At 63.3% G+C, this 22,822-nt stretch carries 20 protein-coding genes and 1 pseudogene; 11 read left to right on the forward strand and 10 right to left on the reverse strand.

All coding sequences use genetic code 11. The annotated features are described in order from the left end of the window. Positions 1-6: 6 nt before the first annotated feature. From CETAM_RS13525 to CETAM_RS13560, 8 genes and pseudogenes are all read left to right on the forward strand, one after another. Positions 7-660, forward strand: coding sequence for a vitamin K epoxide reductase family protein (locus tag CETAM_RS13525; protein WP_066791994.1), 654 nt, complete (start codon positions 7-9; stop codon positions 658-660). 244 nt (positions 661-904) lie between these two features. Next, complete coding sequence (locus CETAM_RS13530) at positions 905-1,609, forward strand: VIT1/CCC1 transporter family protein (RefSeq protein ID WP_156229567.1); 705 nt, start codon at positions 905-907, stop codon at positions 1,607-1,609. A 373-nt stretch (positions 1,610-1,982) separates the two neighbouring features. Continuing rightward, positions 1,983-2,393 (forward strand): DUF302 domain-containing protein, encoded by a 411-nt coding sequence (locus CETAM_RS13535; protein WP_156229568.1) that lies wholly within the window; start codon positions 1,983-1,985, stop codon positions 2,391-2,393. A 144-nt stretch (positions 2,394-2,537) separates the two neighbouring features. After that, positions 2,538-3,326: a DUF305 domain-containing protein gene (locus tag CETAM_RS13540; RefSeq protein ID WP_156229589.1), complete on the forward strand. Its 789-nt coding sequence runs from the start codon at positions 2,538-2,540 to the stop codon at positions 3,324-3,326. Positions 3,327-3,673: 347 nt separating this feature from the next. After that, positions 3,674-3,970: a cupin domain-containing protein gene (locus CETAM_RS13545; RefSeq protein WP_156229569.1), complete on the forward strand. Its 297-nt coding sequence runs from the start codon at positions 3,674-3,676 to the stop codon at positions 3,968-3,970. A gap of 157 nt (positions 3,971-4,127) precedes the next feature. Beyond that, positions 4,128-4,523 carry an ArsR/SmtB family transcription factor gene (locus CETAM_RS13550; RefSeq protein ID WP_407923979.1) on the forward strand — a complete coding sequence of 132 codons (396 nt, stop codon included), beginning with the start codon at positions 4,128-4,130 and terminating at the stop codon, positions 4,521-4,523. Then, a complete protein-coding gene (locus CETAM_RS13555; protein WP_156229571.1) occupies positions 4,520-5,764 on the forward strand; it encodes an MFS transporter in 1,245 nt (414 codons plus the stop codon). The genes CETAM_RS13550 and CETAM_RS13555 overlap by 4 nt, the downstream gene beginning before the upstream one ends. Positions 5,765-5,786: 22 nt before the next feature. Then, positions 5,787-6,694, forward strand: a pseudogene (locus CETAM_RS13560) (cation diffusion facilitator family transporter). Between the two features lie 235 nt (positions 6,695-6,929). Here the strand turns inward: CETAM_RS13560 and CETAM_RS13565 are convergent. The 3 genes from CETAM_RS13565 to CETAM_RS13575 form a co-directional block, all read right to left on the reverse strand. Next, on the reverse strand, positions 6,930-7,274 hold the full coding sequence (locus CETAM_RS13565; protein WP_126122024.1) for a metal-sensitive transcriptional regulator: 345 nt from the start codon (positions 7,272-7,274) through the stop codon (positions 6,930-6,932). An 89-nt stretch (positions 7,275-7,363) separates the two neighbouring features. After that, positions 7,364-9,718, reverse strand: a complete 2,355-nt coding sequence (locus CETAM_RS13570) for a heavy metal translocating P-type ATPase (protein WP_156229572.1) — start codon at positions 9,716-9,718, stop codon at positions 7,364-7,366. Positions 9,719-9,912: 194 nt separating this feature from the next. Beyond that, positions 9,913-10,122: a heavy-metal-associated domain-containing protein gene (locus CETAM_RS13575; protein ID WP_156229573.1), complete on the reverse strand. Its 210-nt coding sequence runs from the start codon at positions 10,120-10,122 to the stop codon at positions 9,913-9,915. A 708-nt stretch (positions 10,123-10,830) separates the two neighbouring features. On the opposite strand from CETAM_RS13575, the gene CETAM_RS13580 reads away from it, so the two are divergent. Beyond that, positions 10,831-11,577: a M23 family metallopeptidase gene (locus tag CETAM_RS13580; protein WP_156229574.1), complete on the forward strand. Its 747-nt coding sequence runs from the start codon at positions 10,831-10,833 to the stop codon at positions 11,575-11,577. A 605-nt stretch (positions 11,578-12,182) separates the two neighbouring features. On the opposite strand, the gene lnt is transcribed toward CETAM_RS13580, so the two are convergent. From lnt to CETAM_RS13615, 7 genes are all read right to left on the reverse strand, one after another. Further along, positions 12,183-13,724, reverse strand: coding sequence for an apolipoprotein N-acyltransferase (lnt, locus tag CETAM_RS13585; RefSeq protein WP_156229590.1), 1,542 nt, complete (start codon positions 13,722-13,724; stop codon positions 12,183-12,185). A 226-nt stretch (positions 13,725-13,950) separates the two neighbouring features. Next, complete coding sequence (gene ccsB, locus CETAM_RS13590) at positions 13,951-14,982, reverse strand: c-type cytochrome biogenesis protein CcsB (RefSeq protein WP_156229575.1); 1,032 nt, start codon at positions 14,980-14,982, stop codon at positions 13,951-13,953. 36 nt (positions 14,983-15,018) lie between these two features. Then, positions 15,019-16,698: a cytochrome c biogenesis protein ResB gene (gene resB / locus CETAM_RS13595; RefSeq protein WP_156229576.1), complete on the reverse strand. Its 1,680-nt coding sequence runs from the start codon at positions 16,696-16,698 to the stop codon at positions 15,019-15,021. A 93-nt stretch (positions 16,699-16,791) separates the two neighbouring features. Next, complete coding sequence (locus CETAM_RS13600) at positions 16,792-17,604, reverse strand: cytochrome c biogenesis CcdA family protein (protein WP_156229577.1); 813 nt, start codon at positions 17,602-17,604, stop codon at positions 16,792-16,794. Further along, positions 17,601-18,215, reverse strand: coding sequence for a TlpA family protein disulfide reductase (locus tag CETAM_RS13605; protein WP_156229578.1), 615 nt, complete (start codon positions 18,213-18,215; stop codon positions 17,601-17,603). The genes CETAM_RS13600 and CETAM_RS13605 overlap by 4 nt, the downstream gene beginning before the upstream one ends. Positions 18,216-18,369: 154 nt before the next feature. Further along, positions 18,370-19,878: a multicopper oxidase family protein gene (locus CETAM_RS13610; RefSeq protein ID WP_156229579.1), complete on the reverse strand. Its 1,509-nt coding sequence runs from the start codon at positions 19,876-19,878 to the stop codon at positions 18,370-18,372. 72 nt (positions 19,879-19,950) lie between these two features. Further along, on the reverse strand, positions 19,951-20,523 hold the full coding sequence (locus tag CETAM_RS13615; protein ID WP_131386732.1) for a CueP family metal-binding protein: 573 nt from the start codon (positions 20,521-20,523) through the stop codon (positions 19,951-19,953). Positions 20,524-20,911: 388 nt separating this feature from the next. Between CETAM_RS13615 and CETAM_RS13620 the strand changes: the two genes are divergently transcribed. Together CETAM_RS13620 and CETAM_RS13625 are read left to right on the forward strand one after the other, a co-directional pair. After that, positions 20,912-21,622 (forward strand): response regulator transcription factor, encoded by a 711-nt coding sequence (locus CETAM_RS13620; RefSeq protein ID WP_156229580.1) that lies wholly within the window; start codon positions 20,912-20,914, stop codon positions 21,620-21,622. Continuing rightward, the gene (locus CETAM_RS13625; RefSeq protein WP_156229581.1) at positions 21,619-22,806 is read left to right on the forward strand and encodes a sensor histidine kinase; all 1,188 of its coding nucleotides are present in this window, start codon (positions 21,619-21,621) and stop codon (positions 22,804-22,806) included. The genes CETAM_RS13620 and CETAM_RS13625 overlap by 4 nt, the downstream gene beginning before the upstream one ends. The last annotated feature ends 16 nt before the right edge of the window (positions 22,807-22,822 follow it).

The following is a 22,822-nucleotide window of genomic DNA, read 5'->3' on the forward strand; positions in this document are numbered from 1 at the left end:
GAACCCATGACGCACTCACCCACCGCCGAAGACGAAACTGAGGTTCTCGTGACCGAGACGAACACTGACCCCTCTTTGCCGGCCGTCGCCCGGAACCGTCCTTTCGCCCTCATCCTGTTGATCACCGGTGTGATCGGATGGGTGGCCTCGGGCATCCTGGTGCTCGAACGCCTGGCCCTCTACGAGGACGCCGAACATGTCACCACCTGCGACATCAACGCGTTGGTTTCCTGTGGAAAGGTGATGGGCACCTGGCAGTCCGAACTGCTCGGCTTCCCCAACCCCCTGATCGGCATCGTCGCTTTCGCCGTGGTCATCACCACGGCGATGGCCATGCTATCCGGGGCCCGCTTCGCCGACTGGTACTGGGGGGCTCTGCAGGCAGGGGTGACCGTGGGCCTGCTGTTCATCGTCTGGTTGTGGTACCAGGCCCTGTTCGTCATCCATATTCTCTGCCTGTACTGCATGGTGGTGTGGGCCATGATGGTTCCGCTGTTCATCCTGCTTACCGTGCGCAACCTCGCTCATGGACTCTTCCCCGCTTCCCCTGCTGTGGTGCGGTTTTCCTCCCAATGGGCGGGCACCCTGATCGCCGTGATCTACGTCGCCGTCGCAGCCTCGGTGTTTTTCAGTTTCTACTCGGATTTCATCACTCTTTGATCCTGGTGATCGGCCGGTGCTGTTGTCGCGACCACCCCGGGAGGAAGGGGGTCGTAACCAGCAGACGGAGACAAAATATCTGCCTCTGAGCTGTGGTCAGGTGTGATGCCCTCGGGGAGAAGGTTTCCGATAGTGACCACGGTGGTAGCAGTTTTCGGGATACCAGACGGTGGGTTGAGGCTTAGGATGATCCTCAGAACGGACCTACCCGCGACGATGATCACCGGCAGAGAGAACCTACTGGATGTCTGCTCCCATTCGACACCGTGACGAACCCCATGGAACAGGCCATCATGCCCGGTTGAACTGGCTGCGTGCCGGTGTTCTCGGCGCCAATGACGGCATAGTCTCCATTGCGGCCTTATTGCTCGGTGTTATCGCCACAGGCATGGGGGAGGGGGCGATTTTTCTTGCCGGGGTGGCCTCGACCATCGCGGGTGCGGTGTCCATGGCGTTGGGTGAGTATGTGTCGGTCTCTGCTCAGCGGGACACCGAGAAGAAACTTTTGGCCCTGGAGCGCAGGGAACTGGCGGAGCAGCCGGAAGAAGAGCGCCAGGAGCTTGTTGGCATCCTCACCGGGTACGGCATCTCGCCAGAGACGGCCGACCAGGCCGCCCGGGAGATTGGCCAGAAGGACCCGTTGGCGGCCCATCTCCAGCTGGAGCTGGGAATGGACAGTGAGGAACTGACCAGCCCGGTTGCTGCTGCTGTCTCGTCGGCCATCTCCTTTGTGCTCGGGGCACTCCTGCCGTTGCTGTCGGTGTTTTTTGCCCCGGCGGGGTCTGCGGTTGTCGTGGTCACCGTGGTCACCCTCGTGGCGTTGGCGTTGACCGGGTTTATCTCCGCTGTCCTCTCCGGCACCTCGCGGATGCGGTCGTGTGCTCGTTTGGTGCTCGGAGGCGCCCTCGGCCTGGCCATCACCTATGGCGTCGGCTCGTTGTTTGGTTAAGGCTTCTCCCCTGATCCCAGGGCAGAAGCGAGGCGCCCTCGGCGGAAAAGGCCCCTGATTCGACATTCCTTCGTCTCCCGGTCGGCCCCCCGGGAGGCAGTGATCGGTCGTACCTGTGCGGGATGGGTAGGTTTCCCGGATGAAGGACCGTATCTCTCCCTCATTCTCGCCCGGCCCTATACGGGCCGGGGTATAGAAAATGCCCCAGTCTGTATACGACGAAGGCACGCCTCCAGCTTGACCACCCCGGAGGAGTTCACGGGAAAAAGAAGAGGAAAAGCTCTTCTTCTCTCTTGCCTGATCCACCCGACGCTGTCAGGCTGAAGGCGTCGAGTCATTGCGAAGTCACCGCCACGTTTTAAGGAGTCAGAGCATGTCCTACACCCACACTGTCACCGTGGCACTGTCCTACGAGGATGCCATCGCACGCACCCGGGAAGCGCTGGCCGAACAGGGATTTGGCGTGCTCACCGAGGTCGATATCAAGGCCACCTTCACCAAGAAGCTCGGGGCTGCGGCCGGGGAGGCTGTGGGGGACTACGTCATCCTCGGTGCCTGCAATCCCGCCCTGGCCAGTAAGGCGCTGGCCGCTGAGCCCGAGCTTGGTGCCCTGCTACCGTGCAACGTCGTAGTCCGCCGGGGGCCGGGGGATGAGCGGACCACGGTGGAGGCAATCGACCCGCAGACCATGGTGAAACTCAGCGACAGTGACCAGGTCCGCCAGGTCGCCGACGATGCTGACGCCCGACTGCAGGCAGCGCTGGAAGCCATCAGTGATGCCTAAGCCGGTCTTCGCCACCCTGACCCGTGGCCGAGGGCCAGGTCCCGGGGCAGGCGTGGTTATGTGGCCGTGGTTGGGCCTGTGAGAAGGCCTAGTTCGATGAATCGTGTAGTCCTCGCCTGATATCTGATCCCGAAAGGCACCATGATGAAGCGCACCATCACACTGTCCACCCTTCCCCTGCTCGCCGCCTTGACCCTGGCCGCCTGTAGCCAGGGGACCGAGACCGGGGACACTGGCACCCTGACCACCAGTGCCGAGACGGTTACCCGTTCCACAGAGACCACCACCGGAACGACCACGGCCCAGGCCCCGGGAGAGATTACCCCCGAGCACAACAACGCGGACGTCATGTTCACCCGCATGATGATCCCTCATCACCAGCAGGCCGTGGAGATGAGCGAAATCCTCCTGGCCAAGGACAACATCCCCGGTGAGGTTGCCGCCTTCGCCCAGCGGGTGTTTGATACCCAAACCGCGGAAATCGACCAGATGAACGCCATGCTCGAGACCTGGGACCGGCAACCAGGCTCCGGCAACATGGGCAGCATGGACGGGATGGGGCCCGGCAACATGGACGGGATGGGGCCCGGCAACATGGACGGGATGGGGCCCGGCAACATGGACGGGATGGGGCCCGGCAACATGGACGGGATGGGGCCCGGCAACATGGACGGGATGGGGCCCGGCAACATGGACGGGATGAGCGGGATGATGGACCGGGAGGGTATGACCGCACTGGAGAATGCGGAAGGCACCGAGGCAGTTCGTCTCTACCTCGAGCACATGATCCCCCATCACGAAGGGGCCATCGACATGGCCCGCAACCAGGTCAACAACGGCGCCAACCCCCAGGCCATCGCCCTGGCGGAGCAGATGATCACCACTCAGGAAGCCGAAATCACCGAGATGGAGCAGATGCTCCAGAACCTGTAGTTGACCTCCGCCAAGCCGGGAAATGATCGCCTTCGCCCCATAGGGCGATCATTTCTCAGTTGCGGGCAAAACGGGGCCCTCCAAAAGTGCCTCGGATTAGGTTTTTCGGTTCCCCAGGAACTGAGACATCCGTGGATGTGCTATAAAATGCCAGGTCAAGAACTGATGACGTTAGCTAAGGGGTCTGGACAGGCTCATCGGGTAAGAGGTGCAATACCCCTTCCCAGCACCTCTGGAATATGCCTTGCGATCCGGCAAACTGGGGTCGGTCGGCCCGGCAGGGTGGTTGCATGGCAAGTCGGGGACGAGGTCCCTTCCAGTGGTTGACGTGTGACAAAGGAATCAAGATGGAATCTGCAGGACGACCCAGAGTGACGCCGTTGGAAGAAGGAAGGCTGTTTGTCACCAAACGGATGGAAGCGACGGCGGGAATTTCCTGGCCCAGGCACCGGGCCTCCGTCGAATCAGTGCTCGTCGTCACCGAGGGGCGATGTATTGTTCATTTCCCTGACACCGATCATGGGATCAGTGCGGGAAACAGTCTGGTTATTCCTGCTGAGGTTTGGCACGAGATTATGGCAGATCCAGAGTTTAAGGCTGTCCACATCATGCCGAAGGAGATCCGGTTTACCTTCTCCCAGTGACCGCTCCCCTTGCTGGGGCTGAGTCGTCTATCCGGGTATCCGCCACCAGGTGGTCAGCCTTGTGTGCCACACCGGATCCAGCCCCATAGTCAGCCACGCCCTCCAAATCGTAAAGAGTCGTTAAACCCTTGCCCTGCCTCCCAGATCATGAAATCATATGCATATGAATGCAGGTGATCATCCGAGTGTCGCCGCGGACAGTGACTACGTGGAGCTGGCCGTGGAAATGTTTGCCATGCTGGCCGACCCGACCCGGGTGCGCATCATCCTGGCCCTGCAGGAGACGGAACTATCTGTCGGTGAGCTTGCCGAGATCGTGGCCAAGTCCCCGGCGGCGGTTTCCCAGCATCTGGCCAAGTTACGTCTGGCGAGGATGGTGGCCACCCGCCAGGAGGGCAAGCGGGTGTTCTACCGCCTGGCCAATGAACATGCCCGCCAACTGGTGACCGATGCGATCTTCCAGGCCGAGCACGCCGTGGAAGCCGAACCCCACCACCACCGGCAGAGTTTTCCGGCACCGGCCACCAGGCTCAGCGATCAGGCCGGATCATGATCGAGGTACTGCGTAACCCCTCCTACGCGAAACTGTTTTCCGCCCAGATCATCGCCCTGGTGGGCACCGGGCTGCTGACCGTGGCCCTGGGTCTGCTGGCCTTCGATATTGCCGGCGGCAACGCCGGAGTAGTGCTCGGTACCGCGCTGACCATCAAGATGATCGCCTACGTCACCGTCTCCCCGGTCATGTCCGCGCTGACCGCCCGCCTGCGCCGCAAGCCGGTGCTGGTGAGCTCTGACCTGCTGCGCATGGTGGTGGCCCTGGCCCTGCCGATGGTGGATCAGGCCTGGCAGATCTACGTGCTGATCTTCATCCTGCAGTCCGCCTCCGCGACGTTCACTCCGGCCTTCCAGGCAGTCATCCCTGAGGTGCTGCCTGATGAACGCCACTACACCCGTGCCTTGTCGCTGTCCCGGCTGGCCTATGACCTCGAGTCCCTGCTCAGTCCGGTGATCGCGGCGGCGCTGCTGACGGTGATGGTCTACAACAATCTCTTCCTGGGCACCGCCCTGGGGTTTCTCACCTCCACTGTGCTGGTGCTGGTCACCCGTTTCCCGGCTGTGCCTCCGACCGAGCCCGTCCCCTTCATGGACCGGTTGACGCTGGGGGCCCGAATTTTCTGGCGCACCCCACAGCTACGCAGTCTGTTGGCCATGAACCTGGTCGTGGCGGCCGCCAGCGCCATGGTGATCGTCAATACCGTCGTTCTGGTCCAGGGGTATCTGCAGCGTTCGGAGGCCGATGTCGCGCTGCTGCTGGCCGCCTACGGGGCCGGATCCATGATCATCGCCCTGGTCGTCCCTTGGCTCCTGGACCAGGTGGCTGATGAGCGGCCAGTGATGCTCCCCGGGGCCATCCTCCTGCCGGTGGGCCTCGTGTCAGTCGCCGCTGCGATCGCTTTGCCCACCGGCCCGGGACAGTGGGCGGGACTGCTCCTCGTCTGGTTGGCGCTCGGGGCAGCGACCTCCCTGGTTCTCACCCCGTCGGCCCGTCTGCTGCGCCGTGCCAGCACCGAGGACAACCGTCCGGCGGTCTTCGCCGCCCAGTTCTCCCTGTCCCACGCCTGTTTCCTGCTCACCTATCCTGCCGCGGGAGCCCTCGGGGCCTGGCTGGGGCTGTCCGTCACCGCACTCATCCTGGCCGGCCTCGGACTGCTCGGGACAGTCTGGGCCGTCGTGGCCTGGGGCCCGAACCCCCGACCCACCCCCACGCACCCGTCCATCACAACCAGGCGGTAGCCCCTGGAAGGATCTGACATCCATGAAGTCTCTCGGCAGTAATCATCACAATGACTACCTGCTGCTCATCCGGTTCATGTATCTCTCCGTGGCGGCGGCGGTGGTGACCATCGGATTGAAGATGATTGCGGCCTCCGTCACCGGGTCCGTGGGCTTCTTATCCGACGCTCTGGAATCGGTGGTCAACCTCGTGACGGCGGTCATTGCAGTCATCGCCTTGACTGTCGCCGCCCGTCCCGCGGATGCCAACCACAACTTCGGCCACGGGAAAGCCGAGTACTTCTCCGCACTGGTCGAAGGTGCCATGATCCTCCTCGCGGCGGTGCTGATCATCTGGACCTCAGGGCAACGACTGCTGGCCCCGCACCCCTGGAAGAGGTCGGGATCGGTCTGGTTCTGACCACGGCCGCCCCCGTCATCAACCTCATCGTTGGGATGGTGTTGATCCGGATGGGTAAAAGGCACCGCTCGGTCACCCTCCAGGCCGATGGCCAGCACCTGATGACGGATGTGTGGACCTCAGTCGGCGTGCTCGTCGGGATCGCCGCTGTCTGGCTGACCGGCTGGCTGTGGTTTGACCCGATCATCGCCCTGCTGGTCGGCGCCAACATCTTGTTCACCGGCTACCGTCTGCTGCGCAGCCCACTGAGCAACCTGCTCAGCCGGTCCCTCCCCGAGGAGGAGCTGACCACCCTCAATGCGGCCCTGGCTGACTTCCGGGAGGAATGCGGCGTGGCATTTCCATCCGCGCGGACCGTACAGTCAGGCCGTCACCGACATGCTTTCGTGGTGATGGCGGTCCCCGGTGACTGGAGCGTGAATATGACCCACGAGCTGGCCCACGATCTCGAGGACGCCATCGCCGCGGCTCTGCCCGGGACAGAGACCTTCATCCACGTCGAACCCCTGGCGGGCAGTGATGCGCATTGACTGTCCCTAGATCTCACTCCTTTCTCAGGGGCGAAGATCTGTTCGCTGAATGCGCCGTGCCCAGGCCGTCAAGGTCCGGGTTCGCCTCGCGCCCCACGCAGCCGTGCGTGTTCTGCCGTCTCGCGGCGAAAACTGTTGCGACGGTCACCGGGGACGCGCCACCTTCTCCGCTGAATCCACGGATCTGCGGGCCACCCTGATATGCGGGGGTTCGTGAGCTAGTTTGTTCGTTCGGTTAGGAGCGGGCGAAGCGGGCGATGGCATCGGTGACTTCCTGAAATTTCGCGTCTGCAGCCTCGCCTCCCGACTGGGCGGCATCGCGCACGCAGTGCCTCATGTGGTCATCGAGCAGGCCCAGGGCGACATTGCGCAGGGCGGAGTTGACCGCGGAGACCTGGGTGAGGATATCGATGCAGTACTGCTCCTCGTCGACCATGCGGTGTATGCCCCGGACTTGGCCCTCGATGCGCTTGAGGCGGGCAAGGTAGCGGTCCTTATCGTTGATGTAGCCGTGAGTGGTATGGCAGGTGCCTGCCGCTTCGTCACTAGGGACGGTCTGATCAGGGGTGAGGGCATTCATGGGGGTCTCCTTGCTAAAAAGGGGCCGGCTGGTAAGTCGTGGGGTTAGTGAGAAGTTCGATCAGGATGGCAGGCGTGAGGGAAGGTGGATTAGGCATTGACCGGCTGTCGGGGGCTGGCCTCAGTCGTGTTTGATGCGGGGGCTGTCGCACCGTGACTGGACGTGAAACCACGCAGTCGCAGGGAGTTGGACACGACAAACACGGAGGAAAATGCCATCGCGATACCGGCGAGGATGGGGTTGAGCAGGCCGATGGCGGCCACCGGAATGAGGGCAACGTTGTAGGCGAAGGCCCAGAACAGGTTGCCTTTGATGGTGCCGAGTGTGCGGCGTGACAGCCGGATCGCGTCGACCGCGGAGCGCAGGTCGCTGTTCATCAGGGTGATGTCAGAGGCCTCGATGGCCACATCGGTGCCCGCCCCCATAGCCAGGCCCAGGTCAGCCTGGGCGAGTGCGGCGGCGTCGTTGATGCCGTCGCCGACCATGGCGACATTCTTGCCCTGCTTCTGCAGCCTCTCGATGACCCGGACCTTGTCCTCCGGCATGACCTCGGCGATGACGTGGGCCGGGTCGATGCCGACCTCGGCCGCCACGGCTTGCGCGGCCCCGGCGTTGTCACCGGTGAGCAGCATCGGGGTCAGACCCAGCTCCTTCAGGCCGGCCACCGCGGCGGCGGAGGTCGGCTTGGCGGTGTCACGCACGGTGATCACCCCGGCGTTGCGGCCGTTGATCTGGACGACCACCGGGGTACCACCCAGGGTTTGGGCGTGAGTGAAGGCACCCTGCAGGGGGCCGGTCAGTTCACCGGCGGGGCGTCCGACGGTCACACTGTGGCCTTCCACCGTGCCGGTGACTCCCCGGCCGGCGGTGTTGGCGAAGTCGGTCACCTCGGGCAGGGTTTGGGTGCGTCCGCCTTCCCGGGCGATGGCTTGGGCGATGGGGTGTTCGGAGGCGAACTCGACGGCGGCGGCCTTGGTCAGAACATCGTTACGGTCAAATCCGTCGGCAACGGTGACGCCCGTGACAGACATGACGCCGGTGGTCACGGTGCCGGTCTTGTCCATGACAATGGTGTCCACCTTCTTGGTCGACTCCAGCACCTCGGGGCCCTTGATCAGTAGACCCAGTTCTGCACCACGGCCCGTACCCACCAGCAGGGCGGTCGGGGTGGCCAGACCCAGGGCACACGGGCAGGCGATGATCAGCACCGCGACCGCGGCGGTGAAGGCCGTCGCCAGTCCGGCGTCGAGGAGGAAGACGTGGGTCAACAGCGTGAGGATCGAGATGACGATGACCACGGGCACGAAGACCGCAGAGATCCGGTCGACCAGGCGCTGCACCGGGGCCTTCTTCGCCTGGGCCTCGGTGACTAGCTTGGCCATCTGCGACAGCGTGGTGTCGGCACCGGTGCGGGTGACCTCCACCAGCAACCGCCCTGAAGTATTCAGGGTGGCACCGGTGACCTTGGAACCTGCGGTGACCTCCACCGGCACGGACTCACCGGTGAGCATGGATTCATCCACGGCCGAGGATCCCTCAGTGACACGACCGTCGGTGGCAATCTTCTCACCCGGGCGGACGACGAAGACATCACCAATCTTGAGCTGGCCCACCGGGACGCGGACCTCCGCGCCGTCGCGGATGACCGCGGCGTCCTTGGCACCCATGTCGAGTAGCTTGCGCAGCGCCGCGGAGGACTGGCCCTTGGCCTTGGTCTCAAACCAGCGACCCAGCAGCAGGAAGGAGATCACCACTGCCGCGGTCTCCAGATAGATCTCGTCCATGGTGGAGTTCGTCGGCAGCAGGTGAATCTCCATCGTCATGCCAGGATGGCCGGCATTACCAATGAACAGAGCCCACAACGACCACAGGTAGGCCGCCCCTGTGCCGAGCGTGATGAGCGTGTCCATGGTGGTTGCGCCGTGGCGCAGGTTAACCAGGGTAGCCCGGTGGAAGGGGGCGCCACCCCAGAAAAACACCGGGGTGGTCATGGTAAGGACAGCCCACTGCCAGTTGGTGAACTGCAATGCAGGAATCATACTCAGCAGGACGATTGGCACCGTGAGCAGTGCGGAGATGATCAGGCGCTTCTTCAGGTCAGCGGCCTCATGCTCGCGGGCGGTGTCGACCTGACTCTGGGCACCGCTGGAACCCGAAGCCACTGTCGCGGCGTCGTCCGTACTGGCGCCGCCATCGTCCGTGGCACCTGACATGGTGAAGGCACCGTAACCGGTGGTCTTAACGGTCTCGATGAGGTGGTCAGGGTCGACTTTCGCCGGGTCATAGCGCACGGAGGCCGATTCGGTGGCGAAGTTGACGGTCGCCTCCACACCGTCAAGCTTGTTGAGTTTGCGTTCCACCCGCGACGAACACGAGGTGCACGTCATGCCGGTCACGCCGAGGTCGACCTGGAGCAGGTCGACCGCTGGTTGAGTCTGGGTCATCACTTATCAGTCCTCAGGGAGAGTGCATCGGTAATTATTGTCCGGTGCGGGCGGCAATCCCCGCCTTCCATAACCCTAACCATATACCCCTGGGGGGTATAAAGCAAGGGTGGGTGATGTCCGCGAATCTGTGGATGAAAACGGGCCCGGCCCCGCTGTGACGCAGTGCGGCGGCCGGGCCCTGGGGGTGGGAACTAGGGCTTGAGGGTGTAGCCGGCCTCCTTGATGGCGGCGGTGACATCCTCGTCAGTGAAGTTCTCTCCGGTTACCTCCACGCGGCCGGTGCCGGGGTTCGCTTCCACGGAGTTCACGCCTGCCACCTCGCGGATCTCTTCCTCGACGGAAGACTTGCAGTGTCCGCAGGTCATACCTTTGACCATGTAGTTCTTGGTGACGGTTGCCATGTGAATGTCCTTTCAGGGGGGTGGGGCCGGAGGTGGCGAAGTGGCGTCAGTGCTGGGGCACCCCTTCGACTATCCTCCAATTTATACCCATGGGGGGTATAAATCAAGGAGGTGGGCAATCAGGGCAAGTGCAGGGTCTGGGTGCACTCGAAACACGCTGTGATGCCTTCCGGTCAGTGTCTCCTTGTCGCTCGGGCTCAGGTCTTTCGGGTGGTGTCCGGCATGGTGCGTGCGTGATGGGTCATGCTGTGCTCCCTATCTCGCGTCGATCCGGAAAAGCCGGTCGAGCCAGCTTGACCACACTCTCGACCCTAGGGGCCTCCCGGCGGGACTCGGGGGTTGAACCATGAAGATTTCATGAAGAAATCCATTCTCCATCCCGCGGCTGTGGCGCTGGAGGGGCGGCCCCAATACCTGCCCCTACTTCCCTGGGGATGGGCCCGCCCTCTGCGGGCTGTGACCAGCCATTTCCGAGTGTCACCTGGGGTTGTCTCCGGGTGCGGAAGCCCGGTCGCCAGGCTCGTGCACGTGTCGCGGGGAGTGGAAACTCGTGCCCGCTGAGGGTCAGGGCCCGCGTGTTTTCCCTGGGGAATGCGCGGACAGAGGGGTTGTCGGGGTGGGGCATCTGCAATTGAAGCGCTATTGTCATCTCGGAACGATAACGCCATGATCACAATCCCGCATAGGGAAACGACGGAAGAAGATTCAATGCGACTGACGGCTCAGCGGGCTCCCCGAGGAAAACATCGCAAGATCACCACCTCGCAGACCAAGGGGCGCGTGGCACTGGTGGCCGTGGCCGCCAGCGCGGTCTCCTCGGCCGGGATCGGTGGGGCTACTGCCGCCACGCTGCAGGCCCAGGATGAGGCCCCGGCGTCTTCGGAGGTCACCACCGTCGATGTAGAGCTGGCCGCCAATGACGCCGCCTTGTCCTTCGATGCGACGCAGGTGGCACCGCAGATCTTGGCGATCCCGGAGTATAAGCCGGTAGCCAACGTCGACGAGCAGTTGGACAAGGCGGTGGAATACGCCGTCGAACGTACCGAGGCTGACCGTGCCGCCCGTGCGCCCTCCGTGGTCAAGCCGGCCGAGGGCATCTTCACCTCGGATTTCGGTATGCGCTGGGGAAGTCTGCACCAAGGTATTGACATCGCCAACGCGGTGGGCACCCCCATTCTCGCAGCCATGGGAGGCACCGTCATTGACTCCGGTCCGGCCTCCGGTTTCGGCCAGTGGATCCGCATCCAGCACGACGATGGCTCCATTGCTGTCTACGGCCACATGGAAACCCTCGACGTCAGCGTCGGTGAGAAGGTCACCGCCGGCCAGAAGATCGCCGGCATGGGTAACCGAGGATTTTCCACCGGGTCCCACCTGCATTTTGAGCTCTACCCCACCGGCAGCGGCGCTGTCGACCCGACCCCGTGGTTCGCCGAGCACGGCATCACCTTCTAACCTCCCCCCCGAGAACACCCGTCCTTAGTCCCCAGCCCACTCCGGGGTCTGGATGATAGACACGGTCCAGGTCATCGCTGACTGTGGGCCGGTCTGAATGCTCGCCCCGGGAGAGTTGCGGGGACTGTTGATCTTCACACTGCTGGAGGCTCAGGGGGAATCTTCGGGTTGATCCCCGGGCATAGCGCTGGCCGTTGACGTCACGGCTCCAGAAAACCGCCCACCGATACAAGGCACGATCGATGCGCGTATTGCTTTAGCTGCTGCCGGTGACGAGACAGTGATGGGTGTGGTCATGACCACCAGCTTCCGGCTTCTGCCCCTGTGACCGGTGGTATCCCCGCGGAGGTCCGAGCGTCGGTCCTTCTTTTGGACCTGTCGCAAAAGCATGCCGCCACTCGCTCGATAGAGCAACGCAGGGAATGTCTTCGGGGTGTACTCAGTTTTTCTCCGGCCTCCAGTGGAGGAGCTCGGCAGTACCGGGCTTTGCCCCATTATCGGGGAATGATCTTGTCCCCAGGGCTATCATTGCCGGGTTGTTTCATGGCCACTGTCCGGGCTCCACAGCCTCTCCAGGGACGTCAGACTAGTCCCTCAAGCTGCCATCATGCGGGTTCGTCAGACGCAGCAAGGGCGAGCGTCTCGTCGACGTAGAAAGGTGGTGACGGAATCTGCCTTGAGGAGATACCTCCATGACCCCGTCTTCTCCTGAGCCAGTTGACGAGATCAGAAACCAGCGGCCACGCAAGAGCCAATAACGCGAGAACCAACATGGGCGTATCCCCCATTCGCGCGTACGGCGTCAAGCCAGTATGAAGTGGAACAGTTGCCGTCAGTAGTTCGCTTGTGCTCAAGTCACTGAGTTGTGACACTGTTCCGTCGGGCTGGATGATGGCCGAGTACCCGGTGGGGGCAGCCTGGAGAACTGTGCGGCCAAACTCGCTGGCACGCATCCGGGACGCGGCCACTTCAATGGCGGGTACTTCCTCGGTCACAAATGATGCGGCGTTAGTCGGGGCGAGCAGCAGCTGCCCACCATTGCGGACGGCGTCGGCAACCCGGTCGGCGAAGAACACCTCATAAGAAATGACGATCCCCAGTCGTGGTGCCTCGCTGGGATCGAGCACCGCCGGGCCCTCGCCGATAACGGCGTCGCGGGGGATGAACCGTGCGTCGTCACTGAGTCGTTCAATCAGGTTGCGCATGGGGAGATACTCGCCGAATGGCACACGGTGGTGCTTCTCATAGCGTCCCGACCGGGTGCCGTCTGGTCCCCATAATATGGATGCGTTCCGGAAATGCTCACCGTCGGACTCGGTAATACCGACCACGACGTTCGTGTCGAGCTGGCGGGCCAGCTCGGCAAAAGATGCATCAACAACCGTCCCATCGACCGTCTCGTCGACATTGGCGACGTTTTCGGGCAGCAGAACCAGATCAGGGTCCCCAGTGATGTCTCCGGCAGCTTGTAAATGCCGGCGGGTGGTATCAAACGGATCGGTATTGACCGCGCGAAGCCCGCGGGGTCCACCACCCTGCACGAGGACGACCTTCAGGGTGTCTTCTACCGCATCATCGACGATCGCCGGCGCGAACCCCGGGACAGCGAGTACCACAACAATTGCGACTACGGATAGGCCACGGGCTCGTTGCGGCTCGAGAATGACAGCGGCAACTACGGCCCCGGTAACTGCAGCCAGCGCGGTCGCCAGGAGAGTCCCACCCAGGGGTGCTGCAGCCATAAACGGACCGTCGGCCTGGCTGTATCCGAAAGCAGGAAGCGGAAAACCACCGAATGGGAACCGGTGTTGCACCGCTTCCAGCATCACCAGGGCAGCAGGGGTGAGCAGCCACCAGACAGGCCAGCGACGGCGAAAAGCTGGCTCGCTAGAAGATACCGCGGCAACCAGCATTAATAACAGCGTCTGGATGGCAACAACAGCAACGTATCCGGCAGTATTAAAGTCGGTGAGCCAACGCAGAGCAAGAGCGTAGTGGACCACCCCGCCCAGCACACCGAGCCACAGACGGTTGCGGAGGGGTTGACCTGCCAGCGCCAATATGAATATAGCCACACCTACCGGGAACAGCACCCACCAACCCCGTGGGGGCAGCGCCAGCCACCACGCGACCGCGGCCCCCACCATGAGCGCGGAATGGCTGGCCAATCTACGTCCGTTAGTACCCGCTATCTCCCGGGAAATCCGGGACGTCCTCGTACCCACTGCAGTACCAGGTCTCACCGGAGAGCACGATCTTTTCTGGACCGCTGATGAGCCGTGAACAGGAACAATCCTTCCAGCCATCCACCGCAACTTTCAATGCTTTTCCGCGTCTCTGAAGGTGTCCACCCGACTGCTGATGAAGCCGGATTTAGTTCAGGCCAGCGTAGGAATGCAGACCAGAGACCACCAGGTTGACGAAAAACAGGTTGAAGATCATCGTGGCCAAGGCCAGAATATTGATCCACGCGGCCTTGTGATCACGCCACCCGGCCGTGGCCCGGGCGTGCAAGTAGGCGGCATAGAGCACCCAGGAGATAAAGGATGCGGTCTCCTTCGGGTCCCACCCCCAGAACCGGCCCCAGGCGGCTTCCGCCCAGATAGCACCCAGGACGATGCCCAGACCCAGCACCGGCAGCGTGATGATGGCGGACTTGTAGGCCAGGGCATCGAGCTTCTTTGCACTCGGCAGCGGCTTGGCCACAGCCCCGAAGAAGCCTCGCTCCGCGCCCTTAGGTTGCCAGATGCGCAGTAGGTAGAGCAGGGAGGCGATACCCGACACGATGCCGATCGCCGCGCCCAGAGACACGGTGGAGACATGGACGGGCAACCAGTAGGACTGCAGGGCAGGCACCACCGGGGCGGAGTCGGAGTAGAGGCTGGTGCCAGCGAAGAACAGCAGGACGAGGACGGGGACCAGCAGCCAGGGCCACATGCTGCGCCATTCGCGGCGTTGAATGGCCAGGGCTGCGGCCATGACCGCCAGCACACAGATCATGGAGATGTACTCGTACATGTTGCCCAGCGGGAAGCGATCAGTGGCTAAGCCCCGCAGGACCACCGACATCAGGTGGACCACTGCCCCCAACCAGACCAGCATCTGGGTCATGCCGCCGAATTTATGGGCGGAAGCCTCCTGGGCAGCGAGATGTTCATCGGGGATCAGGGGGTCGGCCTCGGCGACGTCCCCCGTTGAGCGGTCACTGAGGTCAGCGGGGCTGTCACCGGCACCCACGGCGGCATATTCGGGGTGTGGGATGTCTTCGCGTGCCCGTCGGGCATCGATGACCCCCTGCATCTTCACGTAGTGCACGAGGGAGAGCACCAGGGCAAGCAGGTAGATCACGAACGCGGTCTGGAAGGCGGTGTCGGAGAAGACGGACAGAGTCTGATTAACAGGCATCAATGGATGAAGTCCTTATCGCTTAAAGGGCGGGTGTTACTGACGGGGGGTCGTGACCAGCACGGGGATGTTCTCCTCTGCCTCCTCATCGATGTCGTCCGGATCGGGCAGGCCGAGCAGTGCACGGTGGAGCCTGTCGAACTCCCCACCCCAGCCAGCACGGTCGGTGCGGGCCAGGCCACCCATCTCCACGAACGTGGAGCTCCCGTCGGCGGAAGGTCGCAGACGGATCCAGATCCGTCGGCGCTTGATGACCAGTGAGCCGATCAGGGAGGCGAGCATGATCACGGTGGTCGCCAGCACCCAGGGTTGGAACGGGTCGTGGCTGATCTGGAAGTTGGCGAATTCGCTGGCCCCGTCGAAGGTGACGGTCGTCCCGTCATCCAGGGTCACCTCATCGCCCTGCAGGAGGTTGACCCGTTCGATCTTCTGCAACTGTCCGGTGGCGATCAAGGTGGGGTCGAGTTCGAAGATCGACTGGGAGCGTCCGGTGTCCAGGCCCGCATCACCGCGGTAGATGTCAATGGCCACCGCCGGGTCGCGCATCGCTGGAAACGCGGAGGTCAATAGTTGACCGTTGTCCCCGCCCCACTCGGCGGTGGGGGCAAAGAGGCCTTCCAGGGCGATCTGGTTCTGGCGACGGTCATAGATGTCGGGGTACATGCCGGCCGGCGGGTCAAACCGCATGGCTCCAGAGGACAGGAAGAAGACCGGATCCTCCGGGCCGAACTGCAGGGTCTGCGTGCGGGATTCTCCATTGGGCCAGGTGACGGTGAAAGTCGGGGCAAAGCCGTGGCCCATGAGGTAGATGCGGTCGCCTGCCACCCGCAGGGGGTGGTTGACCTGCAGCTGGTAGTCGGTCCACTCCTCCTTGGGCTTGAGGATGTCCTCGCCGATGGCATAGGAGATATTGGAGGTGAACATCTCTGCCTGCCCGTTGGGCAGGTAGTCAGCAGAGAAGTCATGCGCGTCGAAGCAAAACGTGGTCAATCCTGTGCCGTCAAAGGTCGGACCAGCCCGGAAGGAGTCGAAGTTGGCGGTGGAGGTGTTGCAGAACTCGGTGCTCTGCTCGATCGGCGGGGTCTCGTAGTTGCCGGATTCGGTGACGATGATGACCATGCCCTCGTAGTAGACCATCCGGCCGGCAGCGATGGTGACGAGCATGCCCACCAGGGACAGGTGGAAGATCAGGTTGGCCAGCTCGCGGATGTGCCCGCGTTCGGCGGCCAGGGAAAACACCCCGGCCCTATCCTTATCCGGGGTGTACTCAGCGACTTTCCACCGCTTGAGCAGCCCCCGGGCGTCACGGGTGAGCTGGTCCATCGGCTTGTCGACGGTGCCCGTGGCGTGCAGCGGCAGGCGCTCCAGTCGCTTCGGTGCGCGCGTCGGCGGGGTTTTCATCGCCTTATAGTGCTCCCAGGACCTAGGCAGGATGCAGCCGATCAGGGAGAGGGTCAACAGCATGAAAATGGCGTTGAACCAGGTGGATTCGAAGACGTCGAACAGTTGTAGTTGGTCGTAGATCTCGGCGAGTCGGCCGTTGTCGGCAATATAGTCGGCGACGTTGCCCGCGTTGAGGCTGCGCTGGGGCAAGACGGTGCCGGGGATCGCGGCGATCGCCAGGACGAACAGCAATACCAGGGCGGTGCGCATGCTGGTCAGCCAGTGCCAGGCTTTCTTCGGATACGTTCCTACGGTGCGCATCAGGGGGGTCATGGTGTTCCTTTTCCAGTCCGCGGCCGGTCCCAGGGGGTGGTGGCTGCGGGGTAGGGATGTCAGTCGGGGGCCGGTGAGGTGAGCGGCCAGGTGCTAGATCAAGGTGGCGCCGTATTCGACGGTCCACTGGCGCACGAAGTTGATGAAATACGCCCACGCCCCGCTGGCCAGGGCAATGCCCACGAGGATCATGAGCACCCCGCCGAACATCTGGATCTTCCGGGAATGACGGCGCAGCCAACCAACCGTGCGCATGGCCCGGGCCGAGCCAAAGGCCATGAGAAGAAACGGCAGGCCCAGTCCCAGGCAGTAGCCGATGATGAGGATGACCCCGCGCACAGCGGTCATGCCCTCGGTGCCGGCGGACACGGAGATGATCGCCGCCAGGGTGGGCCCCAGGCACGGCGTCCACCCCAAGGCGAAGACTCCCCCCAGCAGCGGGGCACCCAACCAGGTGGACCATTTCTTCGGGGCCATCCGGGTGTCGCGTTGCAGGGCGGGCACCATGCCCATGAACGCCAGGCCCATGAGAATGGTGATCACCCCGCCGATGCGCATGAGAATCTCGGCGTTGAGGGTAAGCAGGCTGATCGCCCCGAAGACAGTGACGGTGGCCAGCACAAAGACGATCGTGAAGCCGAGGATGAACAACCCGGCCGCACCGGCTACCGCCCACTGGCGTTTGGTGACCACCGCACCCCGCTGGGCGTCGTAGTCAACCTCCCCGCCGACCACACTGGCCAGATACGACATGTACCCGGGCACCAGGGGTACCACGCACGGGGAGGCAAACGAGATCAGACCGGCCGCTGCCGCAGCCAGGATGCCGATCATCAGCGGCCCGCTGGCCGCGGCGTCGGCGAACTGCTGGCCGATCGCCAGCTGCGCCATCACATCAACGGTCATGATGCGGGTGCCTCCTCGGCCAGCGGCAGGGCGACATCGAGGATGTCATCGGCGGTGACCTCGCGGAGGAAGACCGCGGCTGGGCGGTGGCTTCGGTCCAGGACGATGGTGGTCGGGATGACCGAGGTCGGCACCCCGCCGAGTGCCGCGGCGCTGCGGAACGGTGGGTCGTAGATCGAGGGGTAGGTCACGCCATTATCGGTGACGAAGTCCTGGGCGATGGTCTGGTTATAGTCGCGGACGTTGATGCCCAGCACCGTGCCCCCGAGGGGTTCGAGAGTCTCCTGGACAAGCTGCAGGTCATCGACTTCCGCCCGACAGGGTGCACACCACTGGCCCCAGGCGTTGAGGACAACGATCTCACCTGCAAAATCAGACAGGCTGATCTCCTCATCCTCCGCCATCAGGGAGGGGCCGGAGAAGTCCGGCAGCGGGGCGCGTTCTTCCTCCTCGTAGAGGATTTCGGTCTGGCCTCCTGGTGAGTGGAACTGGAAGGTGCCCCCGACGGCCACGGCGTTTCGGGCACCATCGCCCGAGGAACAGGCCACCAGGGTCAGGGCGGTGAGCACCGCGGCAGCCGCGGTCGCGGCCCTGCGGAACGTGCTCGACATGGATGAGATCTCCTTAGTACGGGACGGGATGGAAAGGGGTCGGTGTTCTGCTTGTCCAGGACAAAACCACCACACCGACGCAGGTCACCTGGCTGCCCGGGGTGGGCGGTCGGCAGTGACCCTGACCATCCCGGCGATCACTCATGCTGTGGGCTTACTCGTAGCGAAGCGAGCTCATCATCCCGGTTTCCATGTGGTAGGCGTTGTGGCAGTGAAACGCCCACTCACCAGGGTTGTTAGCAATCAGATCAGCGATCACGGTTTCGCCGTGAAGGAGAAGGACGGTGTCCTTGCGCAACCCGCCGCTGCCGGGCAGCGACCAGGTGTGGCCGTGGATGTGCATGGGGTGGGGCATCATGGTCCTGTTGCGCATGATCATCCGCAGGCGCTGGCCCTCCCGGACGGTGCCCGGGGAGGATTGGCCGTCGGTGAGAATGCCCCATTCATACGGCATCATCTGCCCGCTCAGGTCAATGCTGACTTCTCGGTCTGGTTTGCCCTCCGGCACAAGTGCCCGGTCTGCAGGTTCGAAGGAGGTGAGGAAGGTACCGGCAGCGTTGAGCTCAGGGAAGGTGGTCTCTGGGGCGGGGACCCGGCCCCCGGAGGTCCGGACCACGGCGAAGGCCCGGTCGTCCTTGCCGGCGGCCAGAGCAGTCAGCGGGAACGCCCCATCGCCCAGCACCACCTCCACGTCCACGCGCTCGCCCATCGAGAGGTAGAACGATTCAATGTCGCGGGGGCGGACAGGGAAACCGTCGACATGGGTGACAGTCAGGCGGTGCCCACCGAGAGCCACCTTGAAGATGGTGTCACCACCTGCGTTGATGAACCGGAGGCGGGCTTTATCCCCCGGCCGGGCGTGGAACGTGCGGTGCGCCCTAGGGATGCGCCCGTTGATGAGATAGTGCGGATACATGACATCACCAGCATCTCCACCCAGAGCCGGGTCGGGGGTGCCGTGGGCCATCATGCCCCCGTCACCACCCATATCCATCCCGCCATGGTCACCCATGTCCATGTCCCCGTGGTCGCCCATGCCCATCCCCGTCAGCATGTGCAGCTGGTCCTCGGGGGTGCTGCCATCGATACCGTCAACCCAGTCGTCGAGCACGATGGTCCATTCGACGTCCTGGTCGTCCGCGTCTTCGGGATCGCGGACGATCAACGGAGCGTGCAGTCCGCGGTCGAGCTGCAGGCCACTGTGGGAATGGTAGAAGTAGGTACCCCCATGCGGGGTTTCAAAGAGGTAGCGAAACGTCTCCCCCGGTTCAATGGGAGATTGGGTCATCCCCGGAACCCCGTCGGCCGCGTGATGCAGGGCAATCCCGTGCCAGTGGATGGAGGTGGACTCGGGCAGGTCATTGGTGATGTCGACCTGGAGGACGTCCCCAACGGTGGTTTCGATGGCGGGTTCACCGGTATCGGCGCTATACCCCCAGGTCTGCGCCTCGATGCCCCCGATATCGATCGACATGGGTCGGGCAGTCAGCTTTTTGCGCACCGCGGGCTGCGCCAGGTTCCTCGGCGTCGGATACGGGCCAGCCGATGAGGAGGAACCGGAGGCAGCAGGGGCATTATTTCCCCCGCAGGCGGCCAGGGCACCGGTCCCGGCGAGCATGAGTCCACCGAGCAGAAGCTGTCGCCGGGAAAAATTATTCGTCATGGTTCAAACGTCCTTGGGGAGGGTCGGAGTGACACAGGGGGAAAGAATCGGGCAGAGCACAGGGCCAGTCCGTCAGGTCAGGCGCAGGTCCGTGACGCAGGTGACGCCGTCGTCGGTGGTGGAGAACTCGGTGGTACCGGTGCGTCCCTGATGGGTGACTTCGATGGTGCCGGTGGCCTCATCGGGGAGCCAGAAGCCGACGAATCCGTTGTCGAAGGTGGTCGTCTCCTCATCCACCAGGACCTCGCCACTCGTCCCATCGGTGATGGTGACCTGGATGGGCTCGTTGCCCAGCTCGCCGAGACAGGTGGTCAGGCTGTGGTAGAAGCAGTCATGCGTCTGGTTCACATACGGAGCGATCGACACGTACGTCAGGTCCTCCGGCAGGTCGAGGACGACTTCCTGATGATCGTCGGTGAGCAGTAGCTCGTCGGTGCGTACCGAGGCGATCAGGTCAGTGGGACGGTCAGCAACAGCCATCTGGTCAAGATGATCGATGGCCCCGGCGGCGTCCATGCCGGCCAGGTCGTGGGCGGCGAGGAACTCCTCTGAGGACACATCCCCGGCGGCGGGTTCCGAGATGGGGGTGGAACATCCGGCCAGGACAAGGGCGAGGGCGGGGGCCACGATCGCTGCTCGTTTCACGTCAATCTCCTCGGGTCAGGGTGGCATGCAACCTGGGGTTGATGCTATGACTTTTTAGCACCCTGACACCTCTCCCCTGAAATAAAAATGTCTTCTAGCAGCGCTGACATCCTCTTTGAGGGAGCTTGGGCAGTGGCCTAGCTCACCGCAACGGAAGCGTTTTCACCCCGTTTCGATTGTCCCCTGGCTCCCGTGTTGACTACCTGCACAGATGACAATCACCTGGTGGTAATACTTTTCTCCGGGACAGCGGAGCGTGAATACTCCCGGTTCTTGATCAGGTGATCGATGGGGGGAGCACCGAAGTTTTTGAAGACTTGATGAAGATTTCGTCCATAACCGCTCAGAAGCACCTCATTCCACCCGCCCTGGGGTGATACTGGCACCCATGGTTTCCCACACAACGGCGGAAAATCGTCCCGCTGGCCGGGTCCTGGTCGTCGACGATGAAAAACCCCTGGCCGAGATGGTGGCCACCTATCTCGAACGCGCCGGATTTACCGTCACCCAGGCCCACACCGGACCCCAGGCGCTGGAGGAGGCCCGCCGTTTCACCCCAGATGTCATCGTGCTGGATCTCGGCCTGCCCGGGATGGACGGCCTTCAAGTCTGTCGACAGATCCGCGCCTTCTCTGACTGCTACATCCTCATGCTCACCGCGCGCGGCAGTGAGGACGACAAGATCACCGGCCTGACGGCGGGGGCCGATGACTACATCACCAAACCGTTCAGCATCCGAGAACTGGTCACCCGCATCCATGCCGTCCTACGCCGGCCCCGGGCCACCACCATGGCTACCCCGCTGACGGTCGGCGAGCTGGTCATCGATCCCATCGCCCATGAGGCACGGGTCGGCGATGTACTCGTTGATCTGACCCGCACCGAGTGTGAACTGCTGGCCGTCCTCGCACTGCGCCGCGGCCAGGTCCTGTCCCGCCACGAACTGGTCACCGATGTCTGGGACACCTCCTGGGTCGGGGATGAACGCATCATCGACGTCCACATCGGCAACCTCCGCCGCAAGCTCGGCACTGACTCAAAGGGGCGGGGCTTCATCGAGACCGTCCGTGGGGTCGGCTACCGGATGGGGCGGGCATGAAAACCGAAACCAGCCTGACGTTGCGCTTCCTCGCTGCCCAGGTGCTGGTCGTGGCGATCAGCCTGCTCGTGGCCGGGGCGGTGGCCTCCCTGGTGGGCCCACCGGTGTTTCACGATCATATGTTGATGACCGGCCAGCCTGACCCCTCCCTGGAGTTGTTCCACGCCGAGCAGGCCTACCGGGACGCCAACCTGATCACCCTGGCCGTGGCGCTGCCGACCGCCCTGATCTGCGCGCTGATCGCCAGCCTGTGGCTCTCGCGCCGACTGCGCACGCCCTTGCAGAGCCTGACCCGGGCGGCCACCTCCGTCGCTGCCGGCAACTACCGCGTGCGGGTTCCTGCCGGGGATGCCGGACCCGAGGTCACCACCTTGGCCCAGGCCTTCAACACCATGGCTGATCGCCTCGAACACACCGAGGACCTGCGACGACAGATGCTCTCGGATCTAGCGCATGAGATGCGCACCCCGGTCTCCGTGCTGTCGGTCTACCTCGACGGTCTAGAAGACGGCGTGGTGGACTGGGACCTCGCTACCCACACGGTCATGGCGGAGCAGCTCACTCGTCTGACCCGCCTGGTTGAGGACATCGATGATGTCTCCCGGGCCCAGGAAAATCAGATGGACCTGGATGTGACCGAGGAAGACCTCAGCCAGCTCCTCCACGCCACCGCAGCAGCAGCTCAGGAATCCTACGTCGATAAGGGCGTCGGGCTGCAGGTCGAGGCTGCCACAGGCACGGCCAGGGTGGTCGTCGACCCTCAACGCTTCGGCCAGGTCATGGGCAACCTGCTGACCAACGCACTGCGCCACACCCCGCCCGGCGGTCAGGTCACCATCGGTGCCGCCCGCCGAGGGGCCGACAGTGTCCTCATCAAGGTCACCGACACCGGGGACGGGATGACTGCAGACCAACTGGGGCACATCTTCGAGCGGTTCTACCGCGGGGACACCGCCCGCGGCCGGGACAACGGCGGTTCCGGTATCGGCCTGACCATCTCCCGGGCGCTGGTGGAAGCTCACGGCGGGACACTCACCGCTACCTCTTCCGGACCTGGTGCCGGATCGATCTTCACCATCGCTCTTCCGCTGCTCCCGGAAAGAACCGCACTGATGAGCGCCGACCGTCCCGATGAGACAACGATTCTCACTACCCCTCGAAATATACCCCATAGGGGTATATAGTGAAAGGCGAGACCTT

It is taken from the genome of Corynebacterium comes, from assembly GCF_009734405.1.
Taxonomy (GTDB): domain Bacteria; phylum Actinomycetota; class Actinomycetes; order Mycobacteriales; family Mycobacteriaceae; genus Corynebacterium; species Corynebacterium comes.

Bases quoted from the DNA above. Each gene is read 5' to 3' on its own strand.
- CETAM_RS13530 (WP_156229567.1), top strand. From the start codon at position 905: ATGTCTGCTCCCATTCGACACCGTGACGAACCCCATGGAACAGGCCAT.
- CETAM_RS13550 (WP_407923979.1), top strand. From the start codon at position 4,128: ATGCATATGAATGCAGGTGATCATCCGAGTGTCGCCGCGGACAGTGAC.
- CETAM_RS13575 (WP_156229573.1), bottom strand. From the start codon at position 10,122: ATGGCAACCGTCACCAAGAACTACATGGTCAAAGGTATGACCTGCGGA.
- CETAM_RS13570 (WP_156229572.1), bottom strand. From the start codon at position 9,718: ATGACCCAGACTCAACCAGCGGTCGACCTGCTCCAGGTCGACCTCGGC.
- CETAM_RS13540 (WP_156229589.1), top strand. From the start codon at position 2,538: ATGAAGCGCACCATCACACTGTCCACCCTTCCCCTGCTCGCCGCCTTG.
- CETAM_RS13620 (WP_156229580.1), top strand. From the start codon at position 20,912: ATGGTTTCCCACACAACGGCGGAAAATCGTCCCGCTGGCCGGGTCCTG.
- CETAM_RS13610 (WP_156229579.1), bottom strand. From the start codon at position 19,878: ATGACGAATAATTTTTCCCGGCGACAGCTTCTGCTCGGTGGACTCATG.
- CETAM_RS13545 (WP_156229569.1), top strand. From the start codon at position 3,674: ATGGAATCTGCAGGACGACCCAGAGTGACGCCGTTGGAAGAAGGAAGG.
- CETAM_RS13525 (WP_066791994.1), top strand. From the start codon at position 7: ATGACGCACTCACCCACCGCCGAAGACGAAACTGAGGTTCTCGTGACC.
- CETAM_RS13565 (WP_126122024.1), bottom strand. From the start codon at position 7,274: ATGAATGCCCTCACCCCTGATCAGACCGTCCCTAGTGACGAAGCGGCA.
- CETAM_RS13600 (WP_156229577.1), bottom strand. From the start codon at position 17,604: ATGACCGTTGATGTGATGGCGCAGCTGGCGATCGGCCAGCAGTTCGCC.
- lnt (WP_156229590.1), bottom strand. From the start codon at position 13,724: ATGGTGGGGGCCGCGGTCGCGTGGTGGCTGGCGCTGCCCCCACGGGGT.
- CETAM_RS13580 (WP_156229574.1), top strand. From the start codon at position 10,831: ATGCGACTGACGGCTCAGCGGGCTCCCCGAGGAAAACATCGCAAGATC.
- resB (WP_156229576.1), bottom strand. From the start codon at position 16,698: ATGACCCCCCTGATGCGCACCGTAGGAACGTATCCGAAGAAAGCCTGG.
- CETAM_RS13555 (WP_156229571.1), top strand. From the start codon at position 4,520: ATGATCGAGGTACTGCGTAACCCCTCCTACGCGAAACTGTTTTCCGCC.
- CETAM_RS13625 (WP_156229581.1), top strand. From the start codon at position 21,619: ATGAAAACCGAAACCAGCCTGACGTTGCGCTTCCTCGCTGCCCAGGTG.
- ccsB (WP_156229575.1), bottom strand. From the start codon at position 14,982: ATGCCTGTTAATCAGACTCTGTCCGTCTTCTCCGACACCGCCTTCCAG.
- CETAM_RS13535 (WP_156229568.1), top strand. From the start codon at position 1,983: ATGTCCTACACCCACACTGTCACCGTGGCACTGTCCTACGAGGATGCC.
- CETAM_RS13605 (WP_156229578.1), bottom strand. From the start codon at position 18,215: ATGTCGAGCACGTTCCGCAGGGCCGCGACCGCGGCTGCCGCGGTGCTC.